Origin of the sequence: Caballeronia sp. LZ033 (assembly GCF_031451265.1) — a bacterium.
In the GTDB taxonomy this organism is placed as follows: Bacteria; Pseudomonadota; Gammaproteobacteria; order Burkholderiales; family Burkholderiaceae; genus Caballeronia.
The window spans coordinates 792,470-811,511 of record NZ_JARUXQ010000001.1; the positions used below are offsets into that span (position 1 = coordinate 792,470).

At 67.7% G+C, this 19,042-nt stretch carries 16 protein-coding genes; 6 read left to right on the forward strand and 10 right to left on the reverse strand.

Translation table 11 applies throughout. The features are described from left to right. The coding region (locus QCE62_RS03535; RefSeq protein ID WP_309914375.1) for a hypothetical protein at positions 1-445 on the forward strand (445 nt) is incomplete at its 5' end. A gap of 33 nt (positions 446-478) precedes the next feature. Here QCE62_RS03535 and gstA read toward each other — a convergent pair. The 4 genes from gstA to QCE62_RS03555 form a co-directional block, all read right to left on the reverse strand. Continuing rightward, positions 479-1,084 carry a glutathione transferase GstA gene (gene gstA / locus QCE62_RS03540; RefSeq protein WP_309914378.1) on the reverse strand — a complete coding sequence of 202 codons (606 nt, stop codon included), beginning with the start codon at positions 1,082-1,084 and terminating at the stop codon, positions 479-481. A gap of 72 nt (positions 1,085-1,156) precedes the next feature. After that, entirely contained in the window at positions 1,157-2,086 is a 930-nt protein-coding gene (locus QCE62_RS03545) for a bestrophin family ion channel (RefSeq protein ID WP_309914381.1), read from the reverse strand. A gap of 157 nt (positions 2,087-2,243) precedes the next feature. Further along, complete coding sequence (gene argH, locus QCE62_RS03550; protein WP_309914384.1) at positions 2,244-3,647, reverse strand: argininosuccinate lyase; 1,404 nt, start codon at positions 3,645-3,647, stop codon at positions 2,244-2,246. 77 nt (positions 3,648-3,724) lie between these two features. Then, positions 3,725-4,531, reverse strand: a complete 807-nt coding sequence (locus QCE62_RS03555) for a helix-turn-helix transcriptional regulator (RefSeq protein WP_309914387.1) — start codon at positions 4,529-4,531, stop codon at positions 3,725-3,727. Positions 4,532-4,672: 141 nt separating this feature from the next. Here QCE62_RS03555 and QCE62_RS03560 point away from each other — a divergent pair, with 141 nt between their 5' ends. Beyond that, positions 4,673-5,437, forward strand: coding sequence for a class I SAM-dependent methyltransferase (locus tag QCE62_RS03560; RefSeq protein ID WP_309914390.1), 765 nt, complete (start codon positions 4,673-4,675; stop codon positions 5,435-5,437). A 45-nt stretch (positions 5,438-5,482) separates the two neighbouring features. Here QCE62_RS03560 and ppc read toward each other — a convergent pair whose 3' ends face one another. Further along, positions 5,483-8,545 carry a phosphoenolpyruvate carboxylase gene (ppc, locus tag QCE62_RS03565; RefSeq protein WP_309914393.1) on the reverse strand — a complete coding sequence of 1,021 codons (3,063 nt, stop codon included), beginning with the start codon at positions 8,543-8,545 and terminating at the stop codon, positions 5,483-5,485. Positions 8,546-8,876: 331 nt separating this feature from the next. On the opposite strand from ppc, the gene hemC reads away from it, so the two are divergent. The 4 genes from hemC (at position 8,877) to QCE62_RS03585 (ending at position 14,928) form a co-directional block, all read left to right on the forward strand. Continuing rightward, positions 8,877-9,884, forward strand: a complete 1,008-nt coding sequence (gene hemC / locus QCE62_RS03570; RefSeq protein WP_309914396.1) for a hydroxymethylbilane synthase — start codon at positions 8,877-8,879, stop codon at positions 9,882-9,884. Continuing rightward, a complete protein-coding gene (hemDX, locus tag QCE62_RS03575) occupies positions 9,884-12,016 on the forward strand; it encodes a fused uroporphyrinogen-III synthase HemD/membrane protein HemX (RefSeq protein WP_309914399.1) in 2,133 nt (710 codons plus the stop codon). Before hemC ends, hemDX begins: the two co-directional genes overlap by 1 nt. Further along, entirely contained in the window at positions 12,016-13,209 is a 1,194-nt protein-coding gene (locus QCE62_RS03580; protein ID WP_309811419.1) for a heme biosynthesis protein HemY, read from the forward strand. The genes hemDX and QCE62_RS03580 overlap by 1 nt, the downstream gene beginning before the upstream one ends. 162 nt (positions 13,210-13,371) lie before the next feature. Continuing rightward, positions 13,372-14,928, forward strand: coding sequence for a GDSL-type esterase/lipase family protein (locus QCE62_RS03585; RefSeq protein ID WP_309914402.1), 1,557 nt, complete (start codon positions 13,372-13,374; stop codon positions 14,926-14,928). A gap of 7 nt (positions 14,929-14,935) precedes the next feature. On the opposite strand, the gene QCE62_RS03590 is transcribed toward QCE62_RS03585, so the two are convergent. From QCE62_RS03590 to trxB, 5 genes are all read right to left on the reverse strand, one after another. Then, positions 14,936-15,259: a rhodanese-like domain-containing protein gene (locus QCE62_RS03590; RefSeq protein ID WP_309914404.1), complete on the reverse strand. Its 324-nt coding sequence runs from the start codon at positions 15,257-15,259 to the stop codon at positions 14,936-14,938. An 80-nt stretch (positions 15,260-15,339) separates the two neighbouring features. Beyond that, positions 15,340-15,993: a protein-L-isoaspartate O-methyltransferase gene (locus tag QCE62_RS03595; RefSeq protein WP_309807553.1), complete on the reverse strand. Its 654-nt coding sequence runs from the start codon at positions 15,991-15,993 to the stop codon at positions 15,340-15,342. Between the two features lie 137 nt (positions 15,994-16,130). After that, positions 16,131-16,751 (reverse strand): trimeric intracellular cation channel family protein, encoded by a 621-nt coding sequence (locus QCE62_RS03600; protein WP_309914409.1) that lies wholly within the window; start codon positions 16,749-16,751, stop codon positions 16,131-16,133. After that, positions 16,741-17,577: a Smr/MutS family protein gene (locus QCE62_RS03605; RefSeq protein ID WP_309914412.1), complete on the reverse strand. Its 837-nt coding sequence runs from the start codon at positions 17,575-17,577 to the stop codon at positions 16,741-16,743. Before QCE62_RS03605 ends, QCE62_RS03600 begins: the two co-directional genes overlap by 11 nt. Before the next feature lie 214 nt (positions 17,578-17,791). Then, a complete protein-coding gene (trxB, locus tag QCE62_RS03610; RefSeq protein WP_309914414.1) occupies positions 17,792-18,787 on the reverse strand; it encodes a thioredoxin-disulfide reductase in 996 nt (331 codons plus the stop codon). Between the last annotated feature and the right edge of the window lie 255 nt (positions 18,788-19,042).

Sequence of the window (19,042 nt, forward strand, 5' to 3'; positions counted from 1 at the left end):
GCGGCGTCTTCAAGAGCGCCGCCGCGCGGCCGGAACCTCACGTTGCACACTTCAGATCATGATCGTTCTCTATCCGTTCGCGCCTTGCGGGTCCGAATGCCTGATGGACATGGTGCGCTGCCTCGATCCGTCGGCATCCGACATGCATGCCGATCCGGCGCACGCGCTGGGCGTTGTGTGCGGCGCGCTGATTCACCTGACACGCTCGCGCGAGCATTCGTCATGGCGCGCGGCGATCTTCTTCGTCATCTCGCTGGTGGGCGGTTACTACCTGTCATGCCGCGCGCTGCTGGACTGGCCGCATGTCGAGCCGTGGTTCGCGGGTTTCGTGTGCAGCGCGATGCTCGTGTCCGTGGCCATGCTGTCGTTCGACTGGACCGAGCGCCGCATCGTGCCGACGCTCGACCGTATGTACAAATGGCTGGTGCGGCGCATCTGCGGATGAAATACGCGAGTGCGCCGCACGATGCCGCGCGCTTCAGATCAGGCCTTCCGCCTTCATCGCCGCCTGCACGGCGGCCCGCGCGCCGACCCGCTCCTGATACGCAACGAGCGCCGGCCACTTGCCGAGATCGAGATCCACATGCTTCGCCCAGCCGAGCACGGTGAAGAGATAGCCGTCGCCGATGCTGAAGTCGTCGCCGAGCAGGAACTGCTTGTCATCGATGTGCTGCGCGACATACGCGAGACGGCGCTCAAGCGTGGCCATGGCGATGGCCCGGGAATCGCTGCCCACGCCCGGCGTGAAGAACGGAGAGAAGTTCTTGTGCAGTTCGGTGCCGATGAACGTGAGCCAGCTCTGCAGGCGATAGCGCGCCATCGCGTCGGCAAGCGGGGCGAGATGTCTGGCCGGCGCCTGATCGGCGACGTATTGCATGATCGCCGGACCTTCGGTCAGCAGTTCGCCGCTGTCGAGCAACAGCGCGGGAACATAGCCCTTCGGGTTGATCTGGCTGAAGTCGGCGCCGCTCGCGGTGGTCTTGGTCTTGAGATCGACGGCTTCGGTGGTGTAGGCCACGCCGGACTCCTCGAGCGCGATATGCGAGGCGAGCGAGCACGCGCCCGCCTTGTAGAACAGTTTCAAAACGTTTCCTCCGGGTTGAGAGCGCACGATTATCGACGATGTCATGCGCACCCTGCACGGGAGGACGGAAGGTCAATCGAGAATGTAGTCGGGCGTGTTCGTCGCGCAGCGTGGCGCGCGCACGAAGCCGGGGTCGGCGGCCAGGTCATGCAGCGCGGTTTCGATCCCTTCGCAGATGGTGTTCAGCGCGAGATCGTTCTCTTCGTTGCCGAACGGGTCCTCGATTTGCGCCGCGATGGCTTCGAGCGCCATGAACGCATAGGCGAGCAGCAACGCGAACAAGGGCGTGAGCAGGCCGGCGCCGTCGACGAGACCGAACGGCAGGAACGCGCAGAACAGATAGATGGTGCGATGGATCATCACCGAGTACGAGAACGGCAACGGGGTCGAGGCGAGGCGTTCACAGCCGCCGATCACATCCGACAGCACGTTCAGGTTGTGCTGGAAGGCGAGCACCGCATAGCCGTCGATGCTGCCCTCGCGCTGACGCTCCGCGACCCATTCGCCGAGCCAGAGCATGATGAGCGCCGGGCGGAAGGTGGCTGCCGCGAGGCGCGCGTGCAGCTCGGGCGGCACGCGCGGGGCGAGATCGGCGAGGGCGTCGGTGCCGCGCAGCTGGTGACGCAGCGCATGCGCGAGGGCGCCGAGCGCGGCGAGGAACTGCCGTGACTGCACCGGCTCGCGCCGGGCAGCCAGCGACAGCGCCTGTTGCCCGAGCGCGCGCGAGGTGTTGAGCAGCGCGCCCCACAGCTTGCGGCCTTCCCACCAGCGCTCATAGGCCGCGCTGTTGCGGAAGCCGAGAAACACCGCGAGCGCGATGCCCACCAGCGCGAACGGCGGCGTGCCGAGTTCGACCGGATAGGTGCGCATGGTGTCGTGCATGACGATCGCCGTCACCGACAACGCGAAGATCAGCCCGAGCCGCGGCAGAAGCTGGGGCAGCACGGAGCCGCGCCAGACGAACAACAGCCGGAACCAGTTGAGCTTGGGGCGGATGATCATGGCGTGGAGCGTGTGATGGGTGTGGAGGGCGCGACACCCGATTATCGCGAATCAGCCAGGCATTGCGCAGGGACACTGCGTCGCGGCCGGGAACGAAAAAGGCCGTTCTTGCGAACGGCCTCGGAGGGTCTTCAGGGCGCTGTGAAACCTCGCGCGTTCAAAGCGCCGCGCGCGCGGCCCGTGCCGCCGCCCGCACCTGATCCGGCGCGGTGCCGCCCGCGTGGGCGCGGCTCGCGACCGAGCCTTCGAGCGTCAGATAATCGAACACGTCCTCGCCGATCAGATGCGCGACGTTCGGCAGTTCCTTGCGCATCTCGTCCAGCGACAGGTCCGCGATGTCGCATTCGCGGTCCACGCAGATGCGCACCGCATGCGCCACCGCCTCGTGCGCATCGCGGAACGGCAGGCCGCGCTTCACGAGATAGTCCGCGAGGTCGGTGGCGGTGGAGAAGCCCTGCAACGCGGCGGCGCGCATCGCCTGCGGCTTCACCGTGATGCCCGCGGCCATCTCCGCGAAAATGCGCAGCGTGTCGGCAACCGTATCGACGGTGTCGAACAGCGGCTCCTTGTCTTCCTGATTGTCCTTGTTGTAGGCGAGCGGCTGGCCTTTCATCAGCGTGAGCAGCGCCATCAGGTGGCCGTTCACGCGGCCGGTCTTGCCGCGCGCGAGTTCCGGCACGTCCGGGTTCTTCTTCTGCGGCATGATCGACGAACCGGTGCAGAAGCGGTCGGCCAGATCGATGAAGCCGACGCGCGGGCTCATCCACAGCACCAGTTCCTCGGAGAAGCGCGACACGTGCGTCATGACGAGCGCCGCGGCCGCCGTGAATTCGATCGCGAAGTCGCGGTCCGACACGGCGTCGAGCGAGTTCGCGCAGATGCCCTCGAAGTCGAGCGTCTTCGCAACCGCCTCGCGGTCGATCGGATAGCTCGTGCCGGCCAGCGCCGCCGCGCCCAGCGGCAGGCGGTTCACGCGCTTGCGGGCGTCGCGCATGCGTTCGGCGTCGCGCGAGAACATCTCGACGTAGGCGAGCAGATGGTGGCCGAAGGTCACCGGCTGCGCGACCTGCAGATGCGTGAAGCCGGGCATGATGGTGTCGGCGTGTTGCTCGGCCATGTCGATCAGCGCGCCGCGCAGATCCTTCAGCAGCTCGCCGATGCGGTCGATCTCGCCGCGCAGCCACAGGCGGATGTCGGTCGCCACCTGGTCGTTGCGCGAGCGGCCGGTGTGCAGGCGCTTGCCGGCGTCGCCGATCAGCGCGGTCAGGCGCGCCTCGATGTTCAGATGCACGTCTTCCAGGTCCAGCTTCCACTCGAACTCGCCGCGCTCGATCTCGCCCTTGATCTGCGCCATGCCGCGCTCGATGGCCGCGAGGTCGTCGGCGCCGATGATCTTCTGCGCCGCGAGCATCGAGGCATGCGCGAGCGAGCCCTGAATGTCGACGAGGGCGAGGCGCTTGTCGAAGAATACCGATGACGTATAGCGTTTGACGAGCTCCGACATCGGCTCGGAGAAGCGCGCGGACCAGGCCTCGCCTTTTTTGTGGAGTTGGGAACTCATGGTGATGTGCTGTGCTGTGGCGGTCGGAGGAAGCGGCGCGAGGAGCCGCCGGAAGACTGGGATTTTAACAAAAGGCGTCACGCTTCCCCGACGAGGATCACGAGCTTCAGATCTTCGCGATGCGCCGGCTTGAAGGTGATCTGGTTGAACACCACGCGGCCGCGCGCCGGATGATTGAACCCGCGTTCGCCGCCCTCGCGCTCGAACACGTCCTGCGACGCCCAGTAGCGCGCGAACGCGTCGCTCGCGGCGCTGAGGGTGTCGATCAGCGCGCGCGTGGGCGGATCGTTCAGATGGCGGATGGAATCCGCCCGGAACTCGGCCGCGAGCCGCCGCGCGCGCGTGTCCCAGTCGACGATCAGCTCGCGCGCCGCCGGCGACGTGAAGGTGTAGGTCAGCAGGTTGCGGTCGTGCGCGCCGTCGAGCCAGCCGACGAACAGCTCCGCCGCCGGCGCGTTCCAGCGCAGCGCGTTCCATTGCCGGTCCAGTACGTAAGCCGGCGCGCCGATCAGGCCGACCGTCTGCAGCAGCGCGGCGGGCGCGTCCTGGCTGGCGGGATCGGGCTCGGCGGGATCGCGCTGCGCGGCCAGCTCGAACAGATAGGCGCGTTCGGCGCGCGACAGCTGCAACGCGACGGCGATGCGCGCGAGCGCGTCGGCGGAGGCGGACACCGGGCGGCCCTGTTCGATCCAGGTGTACCAGGTGGGACTCACGCCGCACAGTTGCGCCACTTCCTCGCGGCGCAGGCCGGGCGTGCGGCGGCGCGGTCCGGGCGCCAGCCCGACGGCCTGCGGCGAGAGGCGTTCGCGATGCGCGCGGATGAACTCGCCGAGCGCGCGAGCGGGTGTTTCGGCGAGGATGTCGTGTTTCTCGATGGAGCTCATGCAAAGCGCTGAAAACAGGGTTCAGCGATGACAGGTGGTGGAGATACCAGAATAACTGCTTGACTTGTACCGGTACAGGGCGGGTTCTATTGTAGCGGCTTGTAGCGCCACACCTTCCCCACACCGAACCGGAGATTCGCCATGAAACACCACGATCAGGTCGCGGACGCCTTCGGCAGCACGGCTGCCGCCTATCTCACGAGCGCCGTCCACGCGAGCGGCGCGGATCTGCAGACGCTCGCCGCGACCTTCGCGGCCACCTGCGGCAACGCGACGGTGCTGGACATGGGCTGCGGCGCAGGCCACGCGAGCTTCGCAATCGCGCCGCACGTGCGCGAGGTGGTGGCGTACGACATCGCGCCGCAGATGCTGGCGACGGTCGAAGCCGCGGCGCGCGAGCGCGGGCTCACGACGATCCGCACGCAGCAGGGCGCGGCGGAAACGCTGCCGTTCGCGGATGCGTCGTTCAACTGGGCGGTGAGCCGCATGAGCGCGCATCACTGGCGCGACGTGCCGGCGGCGCTGCGGGAGGTGCATCGGGTGCTGAAGCCGGGCGGGCGGCTGCGCTTCATCGACATCGCGGGGATCGACGATCCGCTGTACGACACGCATATCCAGGCCATCGAAATACTGCGCGACGCCTCGCATATCCGCGACTATCGCGCGGACGAATGGCTCGCGATGCTGGATGCCGCCGGCTTCGAGGCGCGTGTCGGCGAACGCTGGCGCATTCCGCTCGGATTCGATGCGTGGGTAACGCGGATGCGCACGCCGCCCGAGCGCGTGACGGCCATTCGCTCGATGTGGAACAGCGCGCCCGACGAAGTGCGCCAGTATTTCAGCGTGACGGAGGATGGCTCGTTTGAACTCGATGCGATGCTGATCGAGGCGCAGAGGCGCGACTGAGGTCAGCGGCGCCGTGGTGCTGCCCGCACACGGCGCCGCCACGCATCAGCCGGTGTTGCGCAGGCCGGCCGCGATGCCGTTGATGGTCAGGTGAATGCCGCGCCGCAGCCGCACGTTTTGATCGCCCGCGCGATGCCGCTTGAGCAGCTCGACCTGAAGGTGATTGAGCGGATCGAGATACGGGAAGCGGTTCTTGATCGAACGCGCGAGCAGCGGGTTGTCGGAGAGACGTTCGCCGCGGCCGGTGATCTCCGCGAGCACGGCGCACGTGCGCTCATGCTCCGCGACGATGCGCTCGAACACGTGCTTGCGCAGCTTCTTGTCGCTGACGAGCTGCGCGTAGCGCGACGCGACCGCGAGATCGGTCTTGGCGAGCACCATGTCCATGTTCGACAGCAGGTTCTTGAAGAACGGCCAGGTCTTGCACATCTTGCGCAGCAGGGCGAGCCGCTTGCCGCGTTCTTCCTCGGAGCCGGTCTTGTCCAGATACGCGCTCACCGCGCTGCCGAACCCGTACCAGCCGGTCAGCAGCAGGCGGCACTGTCCCCACGAGAAACCCCAGGGAATTGCGCGCAGGTCCTCGATCTTGCGCTGCTTCGGATCTTGCATCTTGCGCGAGGCCGGCCGGCTGCCGATGTTCAGCTCGGCGATCTCGGCAATCGGCGTCGAGGAGAAGAAGTAGTCGGTGAAGCCCGGCGTCTCGTAGACGAGCGCGCGGTACGCGGCCATCGCCGCATCCGAGAGCGTCTGCATCACTTCTTCGAATTGCGGCAGCTGCGCGGGCGCGTTTTCATGCGGCAGCAGCGAGGCTTCCAGTGTCGCGGCGACCACCGTCTCCAGATTGCGCCGGCCGATTTCGGGATTGCCGAACTTGCTCGAAATCACTTCGCCCTGTTCGGTCAGGCGGATCTGCCCATCGACGGTGCCGGGCGGCTGCGACAGGATGGCCTGGTAGGTCGGGCCGCCGCCGCGTCCCACTGTGCCGCCCCGGCCGTGGAACAGGCGCAGCGTCGTGCCGCGTTCCTTGAACAAGGTGACCAGCGCCAGTTCCGCGCGATACAGCTCCCAGTTCGACGTGAGAAAGCCGCCGTCCTTGTTGCTGTCGGAATAGCCGAGCATCACTTCCTGCTCGTTGCCCTGGTTGCGCACCAGCGCGTCGATGCCCGGCAGCGCGAAGAACTCGCCCATGATGACCGGCGCATTGCGCAAGTCGGCGATGGTTTCGAACAGCGGAATCACCATCAGGCCGTCGCGCGCGGAATCTTCCCGGTTGCCAAGGCAGCCTTGCAGCACGCCGGTTTCCTTCTGCAGCAGCATCACTTCCAGCAGGTCGCTGACGGTTTCCGTATGCGAAATGATGTAGTTGCGCACGGCGCGCGCGCCGAACTTGCGACGGGTTTCGCGCGCCGCTTCCAGCACGCCGAGCTCGCTTTTTGCGAGATCGGAATAGTCGGCGTACGGCAGGCGCAGCGGACGCGGCTGGGCCAGTTCCTTCAGCAGCACCGCGCGCTTTTCTTCCTCGGAGAGCGCCGCGTAGTCGGCATTCACGCCGGCCCGCGCGAGCAGTTCGGCGATGACCGCCTCGTGGATGTCCGAGCTCTGCCGCAAGTCGATGCTCGCCAGATGGAAGCCGAACACTTCGGATGCGCGTACGAGCGGCGAGAGCCGCAGGATCGACATCGACGCGCCATGGTGCTCGGCGAGCGAATCGACCAGCACGTGCAGGTCGCGGGTGAATTCGGTGGCATCCGCGTAGGGCGTCGCGCGGATCTGCGGCGCGCCCGGCCCGGCGCTGCGCAGCGCCACGACGCCTTCGCCCAGCCGCACGCGCGCGCTGGCCGCGAGTCGCGTGTACATGCCGATCAGCGCGCGCCGGTACGGCTCGTCCGTGCGATGCACCGACTGGTCCGGCGAGGCGTCGGCGAGCGCCTGCAAGGCCTCGCTCGACCCGGCCAGCAGGTTCGACACCGACAGTTCCGCGCCCAGCAGATGCACCTGCTCCAGATAGTGTTCGAAGATCACCGTCGCCTGGCGGGTGATCGCGGTGTCGAGCGTTTCGCCGGTGACGAACGGATTGCCGTCGCGGTCGCCGCCGATCCAGCTGCCCATCTGGAAGAACGGCGGCAGGCGCACGGGCAGGCCGTGTTCGCCGAGCGCGGTCTCGATGTCCGCGTAGAGCGCCGGAATCTCGGCCAGGAAGGTGGCGCGGTAGTAGGACAGCGCGTTGTCGATTTCATCGGCGACCGTGAGGCGCGCGTCGCGCAGCATGCGCGTCTGCCACAGCGACGTCACGCGCGCGCGCAGCACCGCTTCGTTGCGGGCGCGTTCGCGCGCGGTCAGTTCCTGGTCGCGTTCGGCAAGCAGGCGGGCGATGTCGTGCTGCGCATCGAGGATGCTCTTGCGCGACACTTCGGTCGGATGCGCGGTGAGGACCGGCACGATCAGCGCGTCGCCGAAGAACTTGTCGAGCTGCTTGCGCGTGGCGCTGACGGTCTGCTGTTCGCGCATGCGTTCGATCGCGTAGGCAATCGTGCCGGGCTGAGAGCCGGAGCCGGCCAGCGCGTGAATGCGGCGGCGACGGTTGTGGTGACGGTCTTCGGCGATGTTGGCGAGGTGCGAAAAGTAGCTGAACGCGCGCACGACCGAGACGGTCTGTTCCGGCGACAGCGCGCGCAGCTTCTTTTCCAGCGTCTGCGAGGCCTCGACGTCGTCTTCGCGGCGGAACTTCACGGCCGTCTGGCGAATGGCTTCGACCACATCGAACACGGCGTCGCCTTCCTGCTCGCGCAGCACTTCGCCGAGCAGGCGGCCCAGGAAACGGATGTCTTCGAAGAGCGGCCGGTCCTTGTCGTCGCGCGCGCGGGTGGAGGGCTTCGACGTGGATTTCGACGCCGCGGGCGTCTTCGGCGCGGGTCTGGGGACGGACTTCAGCGCCGACTTCGAAGCGGCCTTGATGCCGGGCCGGGGTTTCGGCGCGATGGCGGCCTTCGACGCCTTGGCGACGGTGGCGGGCTGGCTGGCGCTGGCGGGTGCGGGCGTGCCAGCGGGGGAAGACTTGGGCGATGCGGCGTTGCGGCGCGCGGAGCGAGCCGATGCAGAAGACGTCACGTTGAGTTCCTCTCAGAAGCGGCAAAGCCAGGGCACATCGACTCGAAACGCCGGACCGGCGCGTTGGCCCGGCGAGAAAGCGCCGGCCGCCGAACGGCCGTGCTTCAAACTTGCGACAGCATGCCGCGCGATTCACCGCGTCGCGGCCCGCGAACCGCGGGAAGGCGGCGCGGAGCCGCCTTCCCGCTGCATCCCGACGTTCTGCGAATGCCCCGAAAGGCGCATCGGACAAGGCTTTCGCGCAATGCCGGCGGGTCGGTGAGCCGTGGCGTGCGTGCTACCATTGTTCGCTAATGTCCATTCATCAATCCCGTCATTCACTCAAGCATCAATGAATTCCGAGACGCATTCGGCGACACCGCCCGCAACCCTGACCATCGCTTCGCGGGAAAGCCGCCTTGCCCTGTGGCAAGCCGAACATGTGCGGTGTGCGCTGCACAAATTATATCCACGTTGCGACGTGAAAATCCTCGGAATGACCACGCGCGGCGATCAGATCCTCGATCGCACGCTGTCGAAGGTCGGCGGCAAGGGCCTGTTCGTGAAGGAGCTCGAAGCCGCGCTTGCCGAAGGCCGCGCCGATCTCGCGGTGCATTCGCTCAAGGACGTGCCGATGGAACTGCCCGAAGGCTTCACGCTCGGCGCCATTCTCGAACGCGACGATCCGTGCGACGCGTTCGTCTCGCCGCACTTCGAGTCGCTCGAAGCGCTGCCGGCGGGCAGCGTCGTCGGCACCTCGAGCCTGCGTCGCGAAGCCATGATCCGCGCACGTTTTCCGCTCCTCGACGTGCGCCCGCTGCGCGGCAATCTCGATACGCGTCTCGGCAAGCTGGACCGCGGCGAATATGCGGCGATCATCCTCGCGGCCGCGGGTCTCAAGCGGCTCGGTCTTGAAGCACGCATCCGCGCGCGTCTCGAACCGTCGCAGAGCCTGCCGGCGGCGGGGCAGGGCGCGCTCGGCATCGAAATCGGCGCCGACCGCGCGGAACTCGCCGCGTGGCTCGCGCCGCTGCACGACGTGCGGACCGCGCTGGCCGTCGAAGCGGAACGGGCGGTATCGCGCGCGCTCGGCGGCAGTTGTGAAGTGCCGCTCGCCGCGTACGCCGAGTGGCAGGGCGACGCGCTGCATCTGCGCGGCGCGGTATCGATGCCGGATGGCCGGCGCGTGCTGCGCGCCGAGGAATCCGTGCGCGCGCCCGACTTGGCCGCCGCGCTCGCGCTGGGCCAGCGCGTGTCGACGGATCTCGAAGCGCAAGGCGCGCTGGAGATCGTCGCCGCGCTCGCCACCTCGCGTGCCGGCGACGGTCCGAACACGGCGCCCGCGGGGCCGCGTTCCTGATGCCGGGCCCGCGCCGCGCCACCGTCATCGTCACGCGTCCGGCGGGACAGTCGTCCACGCTGCTCGCGCGTCTCGCCAGCGCCGGATTCGACACGCTGGAATTCCCGCTGATTGACATCGCCCCCGTCGCCGACGACGCCCCGCTGCGCGCCGCGCTCGATCAGCTCTATCTGCCGCCGGATGCGCCGGAGCGTTACGCGCTGGTGGTGTTCGTGTCGCCGAACGCGATCGATCACGCGTTCAGCCGGCTCGCTGCGCCGTGGCCTGCGGATCTGCCGGTGGCGGTGGTAGGACCCGGCTCGGTGGCCGCGCTCGCGCGCCAGGGCGTGCATGCGCCCGCGCAGCGGGTGATTACACCATCGGCGGAGAAAGCCGATCCCCGTTTTGATTCCGAAGCGCTGTACGCGGCTATCGAAGCCGAGTTCGGCGCCACCGGTCTCAAAGGCCGGCGCGTGCTGATCGTGCGCGGCGACGGCGGCCGCGAGTGGCTCGCCGAACGCCTGGTGGCCGCGGGCGCGCGGGTGGAGAAGGCCGCGGCGTACCGGCGCGTGCTGCCGGAGCCGTCGATGCAGAAGTGGGAGCGCGTGCACGCGCTGCTCACCGGCGAGCCGCCCATGCAGGACGTGCTGCACGCCTGGCTGCTGACCAGCTCTGAAGGCGTGCGCAATCTCAACGAACTCGCGTACGAGCATCTCACTGCCGATGAAATCGCGCGCCTGAAACGCGCGCCGCTGGTCTGCCCCCATCCGCGCATCGCCGAGGCCGCGCGGGGGGCGGGTTTTGATAGGATGACGGTGTCCGGCGCGGGTGACGACCGCATCGTCCACGCGCTGGGAACCTTGTTTCCGTCCGGCATGAGCGGCGCGGAGGCATCGGCCCAGACTCACCAGTCGCATCAAACGGCCCAGACCCACCGGCATCCGGAGGCTGACGCAGCCGCCGGTCCGGCTTCCGAATCGGCCCCGGCCCAGCAACCGGCCCCGCAACCGGCCCACCAACCGGCTCCATCACGCATGACTGATCCGAACGATTCCAAGAAAGACTCACCTCAGCCGAACGTGACACCGCCCCTGCCGCCCAACACGCCGTTCACGCCATTCGAGCAGCAGAAGCGGCGCAGCGGCGCGGGCCTCGTCCTGTTGTGGGTCGTCGTCGTCATTCTGGCGGTGGCGGCGGGCGCGGGTGCGTTCGTCCTGAACCGCAAGTTCGACCGCGCCGGCACGCAACTGTCGCAGCGGCTCGCGCAGGCGGACCAGCAGAACGCCGAGCTGCGCGCCAAGGCCGATCAGGCCGCGAGCGCCACGACCGCGCTCAACACCCAGCTCATCCAGCTGCAAGGCAAGCTCGCGGACGCCGAAGCGCACAGCCAGGCGTTGCAGCAGCAATATCAGGATCTCGCGAGCAATCGCGACGACTGGACCGTCGCCGAAGTCGAGCAGATCCTGTCGAGCGCAAGCCAGCAGCTGCAACTGACCGGCAACGTGCAACTGGCGCTGTTCGCGCTGCAAAGCGCCGACACCCGCCTCGCGGCAACCAATGGCCCACAGGTCGTGGCGATCCGCAAAGCCATCGCGCAGGACATGGACAAGCTCAAGTCCGCGCCGACCACCGACCTCACCGGTCTGGCCATCAAGCTCGATACCGCCATCGGCCAGATCGACCAGCTGCCGCTCGCCGGCGAAGCGCCGCTCGCCCGTGCGCGCGCCCAGGCCGCCGCGCCCGCCGACAGCGCCTCCATCGCCGCGGCCACCGGCGAGCCGCGCTGGAAGGTGCTGTGGCGGCAGATCACGAGCGGCATCGGCCAGCAGTTGTCGAGCCTCGTGTCGGTGCGCCGCATCGATAACGCCGACGCCATGCTCACGTCGCCGGATCAAGGCTACTTCGTGCGCGAGAACGTCAAGCTGCGGCTGCTGTCGGCGCGTTTGTCGCTGCTTTCGCGCAGTGAACCCACGCTGAAGTCGGACCTGAGCGCCGCCGATGCCGCGCTGGCCCGCTATTTCGATCCGTCGTCGAAGAAGGTGGAAGCGGTGCGCGAACTGGTGAAGCAGGTCGACCAGGCATCGCTCGCGGTATCCGTGCCCAACCTCAACGACAGCCTCGCCGCCGTCCACCAGTTCAAGCGAGGCGGATGATGACGACTCGTGGACTCATCTGGCTTGCGCTGCTGTTCGCCGTCGCGGTGATCGTCGCGACGGTCGGCGGCTTCAACGGCGGACAGATCCTGCTGGTGATGCCGCCGTATCGCGTGGACATGTCGCTGAACCTGTTCGTGGTCGCGCTGGTGGTGTTGTTCCTGGTGCTGTACGCGCTGATCCGCGCGGCGCGCGGCGTCTGGAAGATGCCGTCGCGGGTGGCGGCGTATCGCGCGCGCAGCAAGCTGGCGAAGGCGAATGCCGCGCTGCGCGACGCGGTCGGACATCTGTATGCCGGGCGTTTTTCGAAGGCCGAGAAGGCCGCGCGCGACGCGCTCGCCGTGACCGACAACAAGGGCGCGGCCGGGCTGATCGGCGCGAGTGCGGCGCACCGGCTGCATGAATATGCCCGGCGCGACGAATGGCTTGCGCAGGTGGGCGGCCCCGAATGGCAGGACGCGCGCCTGATGGCGACCGCCGACATGCGCGCCGACGGCCGCGACGCCGATGGCGCCCTTGTCGCGTTGACCGAGATGCAGGCGCAGGGCGGCCGGCGCATCCATGCGCAGCAGATCGCGTTGCGGGCGCAGCAGCAGTTGAAGAACTGGGGTGAAGTGCTGAAGCTCGTGCGCATGCTGGAGAAGCGCGAGGCGCTCCATCCGGCGGTGGCCGTGCGGCTGCGTCAGGTCGCGGCGGAAAACCTGCTGCGCGACCGGCGGCACAATCCCGATGCGCTCATCGAGTTCTGGCAGTCGCTCTCGGCTACCGAGCGTCAGTCGCCGCGTCTCGCCGATCTCGCTGCTGAATTGCTGATCGCGCTCGACCGTCGCGCGGAGGCGAAGAAGATCGTCGAGGACGCGCTCGCGCACAACTGGGATGCGCGGCTGTTGCGGCGTTATCCGGACTGTATCGTCGGCGGGGACGCCTTCCCGCTGATCCAGCGCGCCGAAGCCTGGCAGAAGGAGCGCAGCGAAGACGCCGATCTGCTCTTCACACTCGGCCGGCTGTGCCTGCACCAGCAGTTGTGGGGCAAGGCGCAGGCGTTCCTCGAATCGGCATTGAAGCTCGCCGACAACGAGCCGCTCAAGATCCGCACGCATCGCGCGCTTGCCCGTTTGCATGAGCAGCTCGGCGACACGCAGCAGGCCGCGGAACACTATCGCGCGAGCGCCATGGCGATGAACGTCGTGTGATCCGTGCCGCGCCGGGAAGCAAGGAAGCCGCATGAACGAACGTTCATGCGGCTTTTTTCTTGGTGGAGTGCCATGCCCACGCGCGCCGCGGGTACGACGAATGCACGATTGCCCTGCGGAAAACCGCATTGATCCGGCGTCCGGCCGGAAACGGAGGCGGATATGAAGCCGGTTCTGCGCAGGTTCGTGGCCGGGTGGCTGGCGATGGCCGCTCTTGGGTCCGTCGCGCCGAGGGTCTACGCCCAGGCGCAATGGACCGGCACGTGGTCCATCGCGCCCACCGTCGCGTCCGACGAGGGCTTCGACAACCAGACAATCCGGCACATCGTGCATACGAGCATCGGCGGCACGGCGGCGCGGGTGACGCTCTCGAACCTGTACGGCACGCAGCCCGTGACGATCGGCGACGTGCATCTTGCGCGGCGCGCGCGCGGAGCGGGTACGGTCGCGGGCACCGATCGCCCGGTCACGTTTGGCGGCCAGGCCTACGTCACGATTCCGGCGGGCAGTTCGGTGCAGAGCGATGCCGTCGCCTTCGACGTGCCCGCGCTCGCCGATCTCGCCGTAAGCCTGCATGTGCCCTCGAGGACGCCGCCGCACTCCACCGGCCACGATCTCGGCCTGCAGGACGTCTATATCGCGCCCGGCGACGTGAGCGGCGATGCGGCGTTTTCTGGCGGCGTCGCGAATGCGGCGGGCGGGCAATCGGTCTATTTCCTGACCGGCATCGACGTGATGAATGCCGCCGCAACGGGCGCGGTGGTCGCGTTCGGCGCGTCGATCACGGACGGGTTCGGGACCACGCCGAACACCAACCGGCGCTGGCCCAACCGGCTGGCGGTGCGGCTGGCGCGCGCGGGCATGGCGGTGGGCGTGCTGAGTGAGGCCATCAGCGGTAACGATTTCTTCACGGATCGGGCGGGTCAGGCCGGACTCACGCGCTTTGCCCGCGACGTGCTGGAGCAGGCGAACGTCAAATGGGTGATCGTCTCGGACGAAGCCGTGAACAGTCTCATTCACGCCGATCCGCCGACGGCGCAGCAACTCGAAGACGCGTACCGGCGCGTGATCGGACAAGCGCACGCCGCGCAGCTCGGCGTCATCTGCTCGACGCTGACGCCATTCCAGGGCGTCGCGGAGTGGACGCCGGCCATCGAGACCACCCGCGAGCAGATCAACGCGTTCCTGCGCGATCGCGCCGGCAGCGGCTGTGACGCCGTGCTCGATCAGGCGGGGGCAACCGGCGACGCCGGCAATCAGGCCGCGTATGCCCCGGCGTTCGACAGCGGCGACCATCTGCATCCGAACGACGCAGGCGCGCAGGCCATTGCGAACGCAGCCGATCCGGACTGGTTCGCGGCGCTGCCGCAAGTCAATGCACCGGGCGCCTGCGGCCGTCTGGCGGCAGGCGAAGGATTCGGCGTGGGTGGATCGCTGGCGGCGTGCAGCGGCGGCGTCACGCTGACGGTGCGGGACGACGGCTATCTCGTCGCGATGCAGAACGGCGCGGTCGTGTGGTCGTCGCAGAGCGCGGGCGCGCCCGGCGCCGAAGTCCGCATGCAGGACGACGGCAATCTGGCGTTATACGACAGGAACGGGACGCGGGTGTGGCAGACCGGTACGTCGGGTCATCCGGGAGCGGTGGCGCTGATCCAGAAGGACGGCCATCTGGTCATCTATGCCGCGAACGGCACGGCGCTGTGGTCGAGCGCCGGATGACGCAGGATCAGTACGTGGGCACCGCCGGATCGACCTGACGCGACCACGCGTCGATGCCGCCGTACAGGTTGAACATCTGCGTGAAGCCGCGCGATTCCAGGAACATCGCGACCTGTGCGCTGCGCGCGCCGTGATGGCAGATGCAGACGATCTGCGCGTCGTCGTCGAGTTCTTCGCTGCGGGCGGGAATGTCGCGCATCGGAATCGACACGATGTTGTCCAGCTTCGCGGTCTGGACCTCCCAGGGCTCGCGCACGTCGAGCAGGACGGGCGCGGGGCGCGAGGTATCGGCCAGCCACGCGGCAAGTTCGGGTGCGGTGAGATTTTGCATGGAGATCTTCGAAAGACGACAGCAAGGACAGCGAGGAACGGGAGCGTGCCGCCGTGACTTCACGGCGGCACGAAGCGCAATCAGAAGCGGAACAGCGACGGATGCACCGCGTTCTTGAGCGGCGCAACCAGCGTTTCGAACACGTCCGAGACGCGGAACTGCTTTTCATCGACGCGGGTGACGATCTGCGCCTTCATGACCGGCGCCACGCCGACGAACGCCGCAATGCGCCCGCCAATCTTCAACTGTTCGAGGAATTCCTGCGGCATGACCGGCAGGCCGCCGGACACGCAGATCACGTCGTAGGGCGCGCCGTCGGTCCAGCCGCGCGCGCCGTCGCCGGTGATCACTTCGGCGTTCGTCACGCCGTTCGCCGCGAGGTTCTGGCGCGCGAGGTCGGCCAGCTCCGGCGAAATCTCGACGCTCGTCACGCTGCGTCCGCGATGCGCGAGCAGGGCGGCCATGTAGCCGGAACCCGTGCCGATTTCCAGCACCGTCTCGCCCTTGTGAACCGCGAGTTCCTGCAGAATGCGCGCCTCGACGCGCGGCGCCAGCATGCGTTCGCCGCCGGGCAGCGGCACTTCGAGGTCTGCGAAGGCAATGTTGCGGTACGCGGCGGGAACGAAGTTCTCACGCTTGACGATCGAAAGCAGATTGAGGACGTCCTGGTCCAGCACTTCCCACGGACGAATCTGTTGCTCGATCATGTTGAAACGCGCTTGCTCGATGTTCATGTTCTGTGTGCGTAGTGGCGACCTAGGGCGGATACGCGCCGTGGCCGCGCTGTGGCCGGATAAGGGGCGGGAAACGAAGCGATTGTAGCAAAACGAGGGGTTTTCCCGCCTGCTTCGCGGTACGTGCCCCAAGGCGTCTAGTGCGGCAGCCGGATGTCGAGCTTGAAGGTGACGAGGCGCGCGAGCAGGATGAACGCCGTCGAGAGCAGCACGTTGTAGATCGTGTCGACGTCGAGCCGCTCCAGTCCGAGATAGATCCAGCAGCCCGCGAACGCGCACACCGCATAGGGACGCGAATCGCGCAGGATCAGCGGGACTTCGTTGCACAGCACGTCGCGCATGACGCCGCCGAACACGCCGGTGACGACGCCCATCATCGTCGCCGTGAAGGCGGGCATTTGCGCGTCCAGCGCGACGGACGTGCCCGACACGCTGAAGAGACCGAGGCCGATCGCGTCGGTCACCAGCAGCGCGCGCTGGTCGAACAGGCGCGAGGTCACGCGCAGGAACAGCGGCGCGAAGATCGCCATCGCGAAGATGAAGAGCACGTAGTCCTGATGCTCGACCCAGTAGAACGGCCGGCGCGACAGCAATACGTCGCGGACCGTGCCGCCGCCGAACGCCGTGACGAGCGCGACGAGAAACGCGCCGACCGCGTCCAGCCGGCGCTTGCGCGCCTCGATGAGCCCGGAGAAGGCGTAGGCGAAGATCGCGAGCGCCTCCATGATGCTGATGGCGAGCGTCAGTCTAGGATGCACGTTCGGACCCCGGCCTCGACTTGTCTTCGCCGCCGCGATCCTGCGGATGATGGTGCTGGCGCGACGTACCGCCCGGCTGCAGCAGCACGAGCACGGCGCCCGCGCCGCCGTCGTGCGGACGCGCCTGGCAGAACGCGATCACCTCCGACTTCTGCACCAGCCACGCGCGCACCTTGCCTTTCAGCACCGGTTCGCGGCCGATCGAGCCGAGTCCCTTGCCGTGGATCACGCGCAGGCAGCGCAGCCCGCGCTTCACGGATTCGCGGATGAACTCCGCCAGCGCCTCGCGCGCTTCTTCGCGCCGCATGCCGTGCAGGTCGAGTTGCGCCTGCACGATCCACGCGCCGCGCCGCAGTTTGCGCACCACTTCCTGACTGATGCCCGGGCGGCTGAAGGACAGCGTGTCGTCGATATCGAGCAGGCTTTCGGGATCGTATTCGTCCGACAGCGCCTCCTGCAGCACCGCTTCTTCGTCGCGACGGCTCTGCAGCGGCAGCGGCGGGGGCGGCACGCGGGTCAGCGTCGTGCGGGGCGGGGTCTTCAGCGGTTCGACGGCGCCGATCGAGTCGATGGCGCGGCGGAATTCATCGGCATCCGCGACGCTCTCGCGCTCGGCGCGCGCTGCCGCGACGCGCTGGATCTCGCGCTGCTCGGCGTCGGCCTTGAGCGCGCGCTTGAGCGTCGACAGGCCTGCGAGTCCGTCGCGCCTTACCGCGGCGGCGACATCGGCGGGCCTGGCCGGCTCGCGCGCTGGCGGTTCGGCCGATGGCGGCGCAGGCTTGCGCCGGGCTTTCGGTTCGTTTGGATGGGGGTGATTCTTCGGCATCGTTCGGCCAGTTGGAAACGTCTGGAAACTGAGTCGAGGATGGGGTGCGCGGGCGAATGCCGGAAAGCAAGCCGCCCGCCGCGCGCCTGCCGCAAAGAAAACGGGCCGGCGGCGTGAACCGTGGCCCGTTCTGCAAGCTTCCAAAGCGATGCACGAAGCGCACCGTGCGGGCTGATCACATTCTAGCGGCTCGCCGCGCGCGCGGTCCGGCGGATCAGCGATCCGCTTCGTGGCTCATCGAATGCGGCGTGGCCGTTTCATGGATGCTTTCGAGGTAGCGCTGCGCATCGAGCGCGGCCATGCAGCCCGTGCCCGCGCTGGTGATGGCCTGGCGATACACGTGATCCTGCACGTCGCCCGCCGCGAACACGCCGGGAAGGCTCGTGGAGGTGGCGTCGCCGGTCGTGCCGCCCTTCGTGATGATGTAGCCGTTCTTCATCTCGAGCTGGTTGATGAAGAGATCGGTGTTGGGCTTGTGGCCGATCGCGACGAACACGCCCTGCAGCGCGATGTCGGTCGTCTCGCCGGTCTGCGTGTGCTTGACGCGCAGACCCGTGACGCCGGACTGGTCGCCGGTGACTTCGTCGAGCACGTGGTTCCACTTGATCTCGACCACGCCTTCCTTTTCCTTCGCGAGCAGGCGGTCGATCAGGATCGGCTCGGCGCGGAACTTGTCGCGGCGATGAATCACCGTCACCTTCTTCGCGATGCCCGCCAGATACAGCGCTTCCTCGACCGCCGTGTTGCCGCCGCCGATGACCGCGACTTCACCGTTGCGATAGAAGAAACCATCGCAGGTGGCGCAGGCGGACACGCCCTTGCCCATGAACGCTTCCTCCGACGGCATGCCGAGATACTGCGCCGACGCGCCGGTCGCGATGATCAGCGAATCGCAGGTGTATTCGCCCGAGTCGCCGATGAGGCGCATCGGCTTTTCATTGAGCTTGGCGGTGTGGATGTGATCGAACACGATGTCCGTGTTGAAGGCGCGCGCGTGTTCTTCGAGACGCTGCATCAGTTCCGGGCCCTGCACGCCCGAGGGGTCGCCCGGCCAGTTTTCGACATCCGTGGTGGTCATCAGCTGGCCGCCCTGGGCGAGGCCGGTGATGAGCAGCGGCGACAGATTCGCGCGCGCCGCATAGACCGCGGCGGAGTAGCCGGCGGGGCCGGAACCGAGGATCAGCACTTTGGCGTGTTTGGGCGAAGACATGATAGTGGTCCGTTTTTGATGGTCGGCTCGAAAGCGCGCCGGATGAGCTTGCGGCAGCGTGGCCAGCGCGGCTGGGCGCTGGTGGCCATGCGCGAACCACAGCAATATCGACACCCGCCGCGCGGCTCGTGGCCGCGTGGAGGCGCCGGAGCGCTTCCGATGAACCGTATTTGAGTGCAAAACGGGGATTATAAAGGTGCCTCGAAAAGCCTTCCGAGTGAACCTTTCAATTGCGCCGATAGGCGCGGCGCGCGA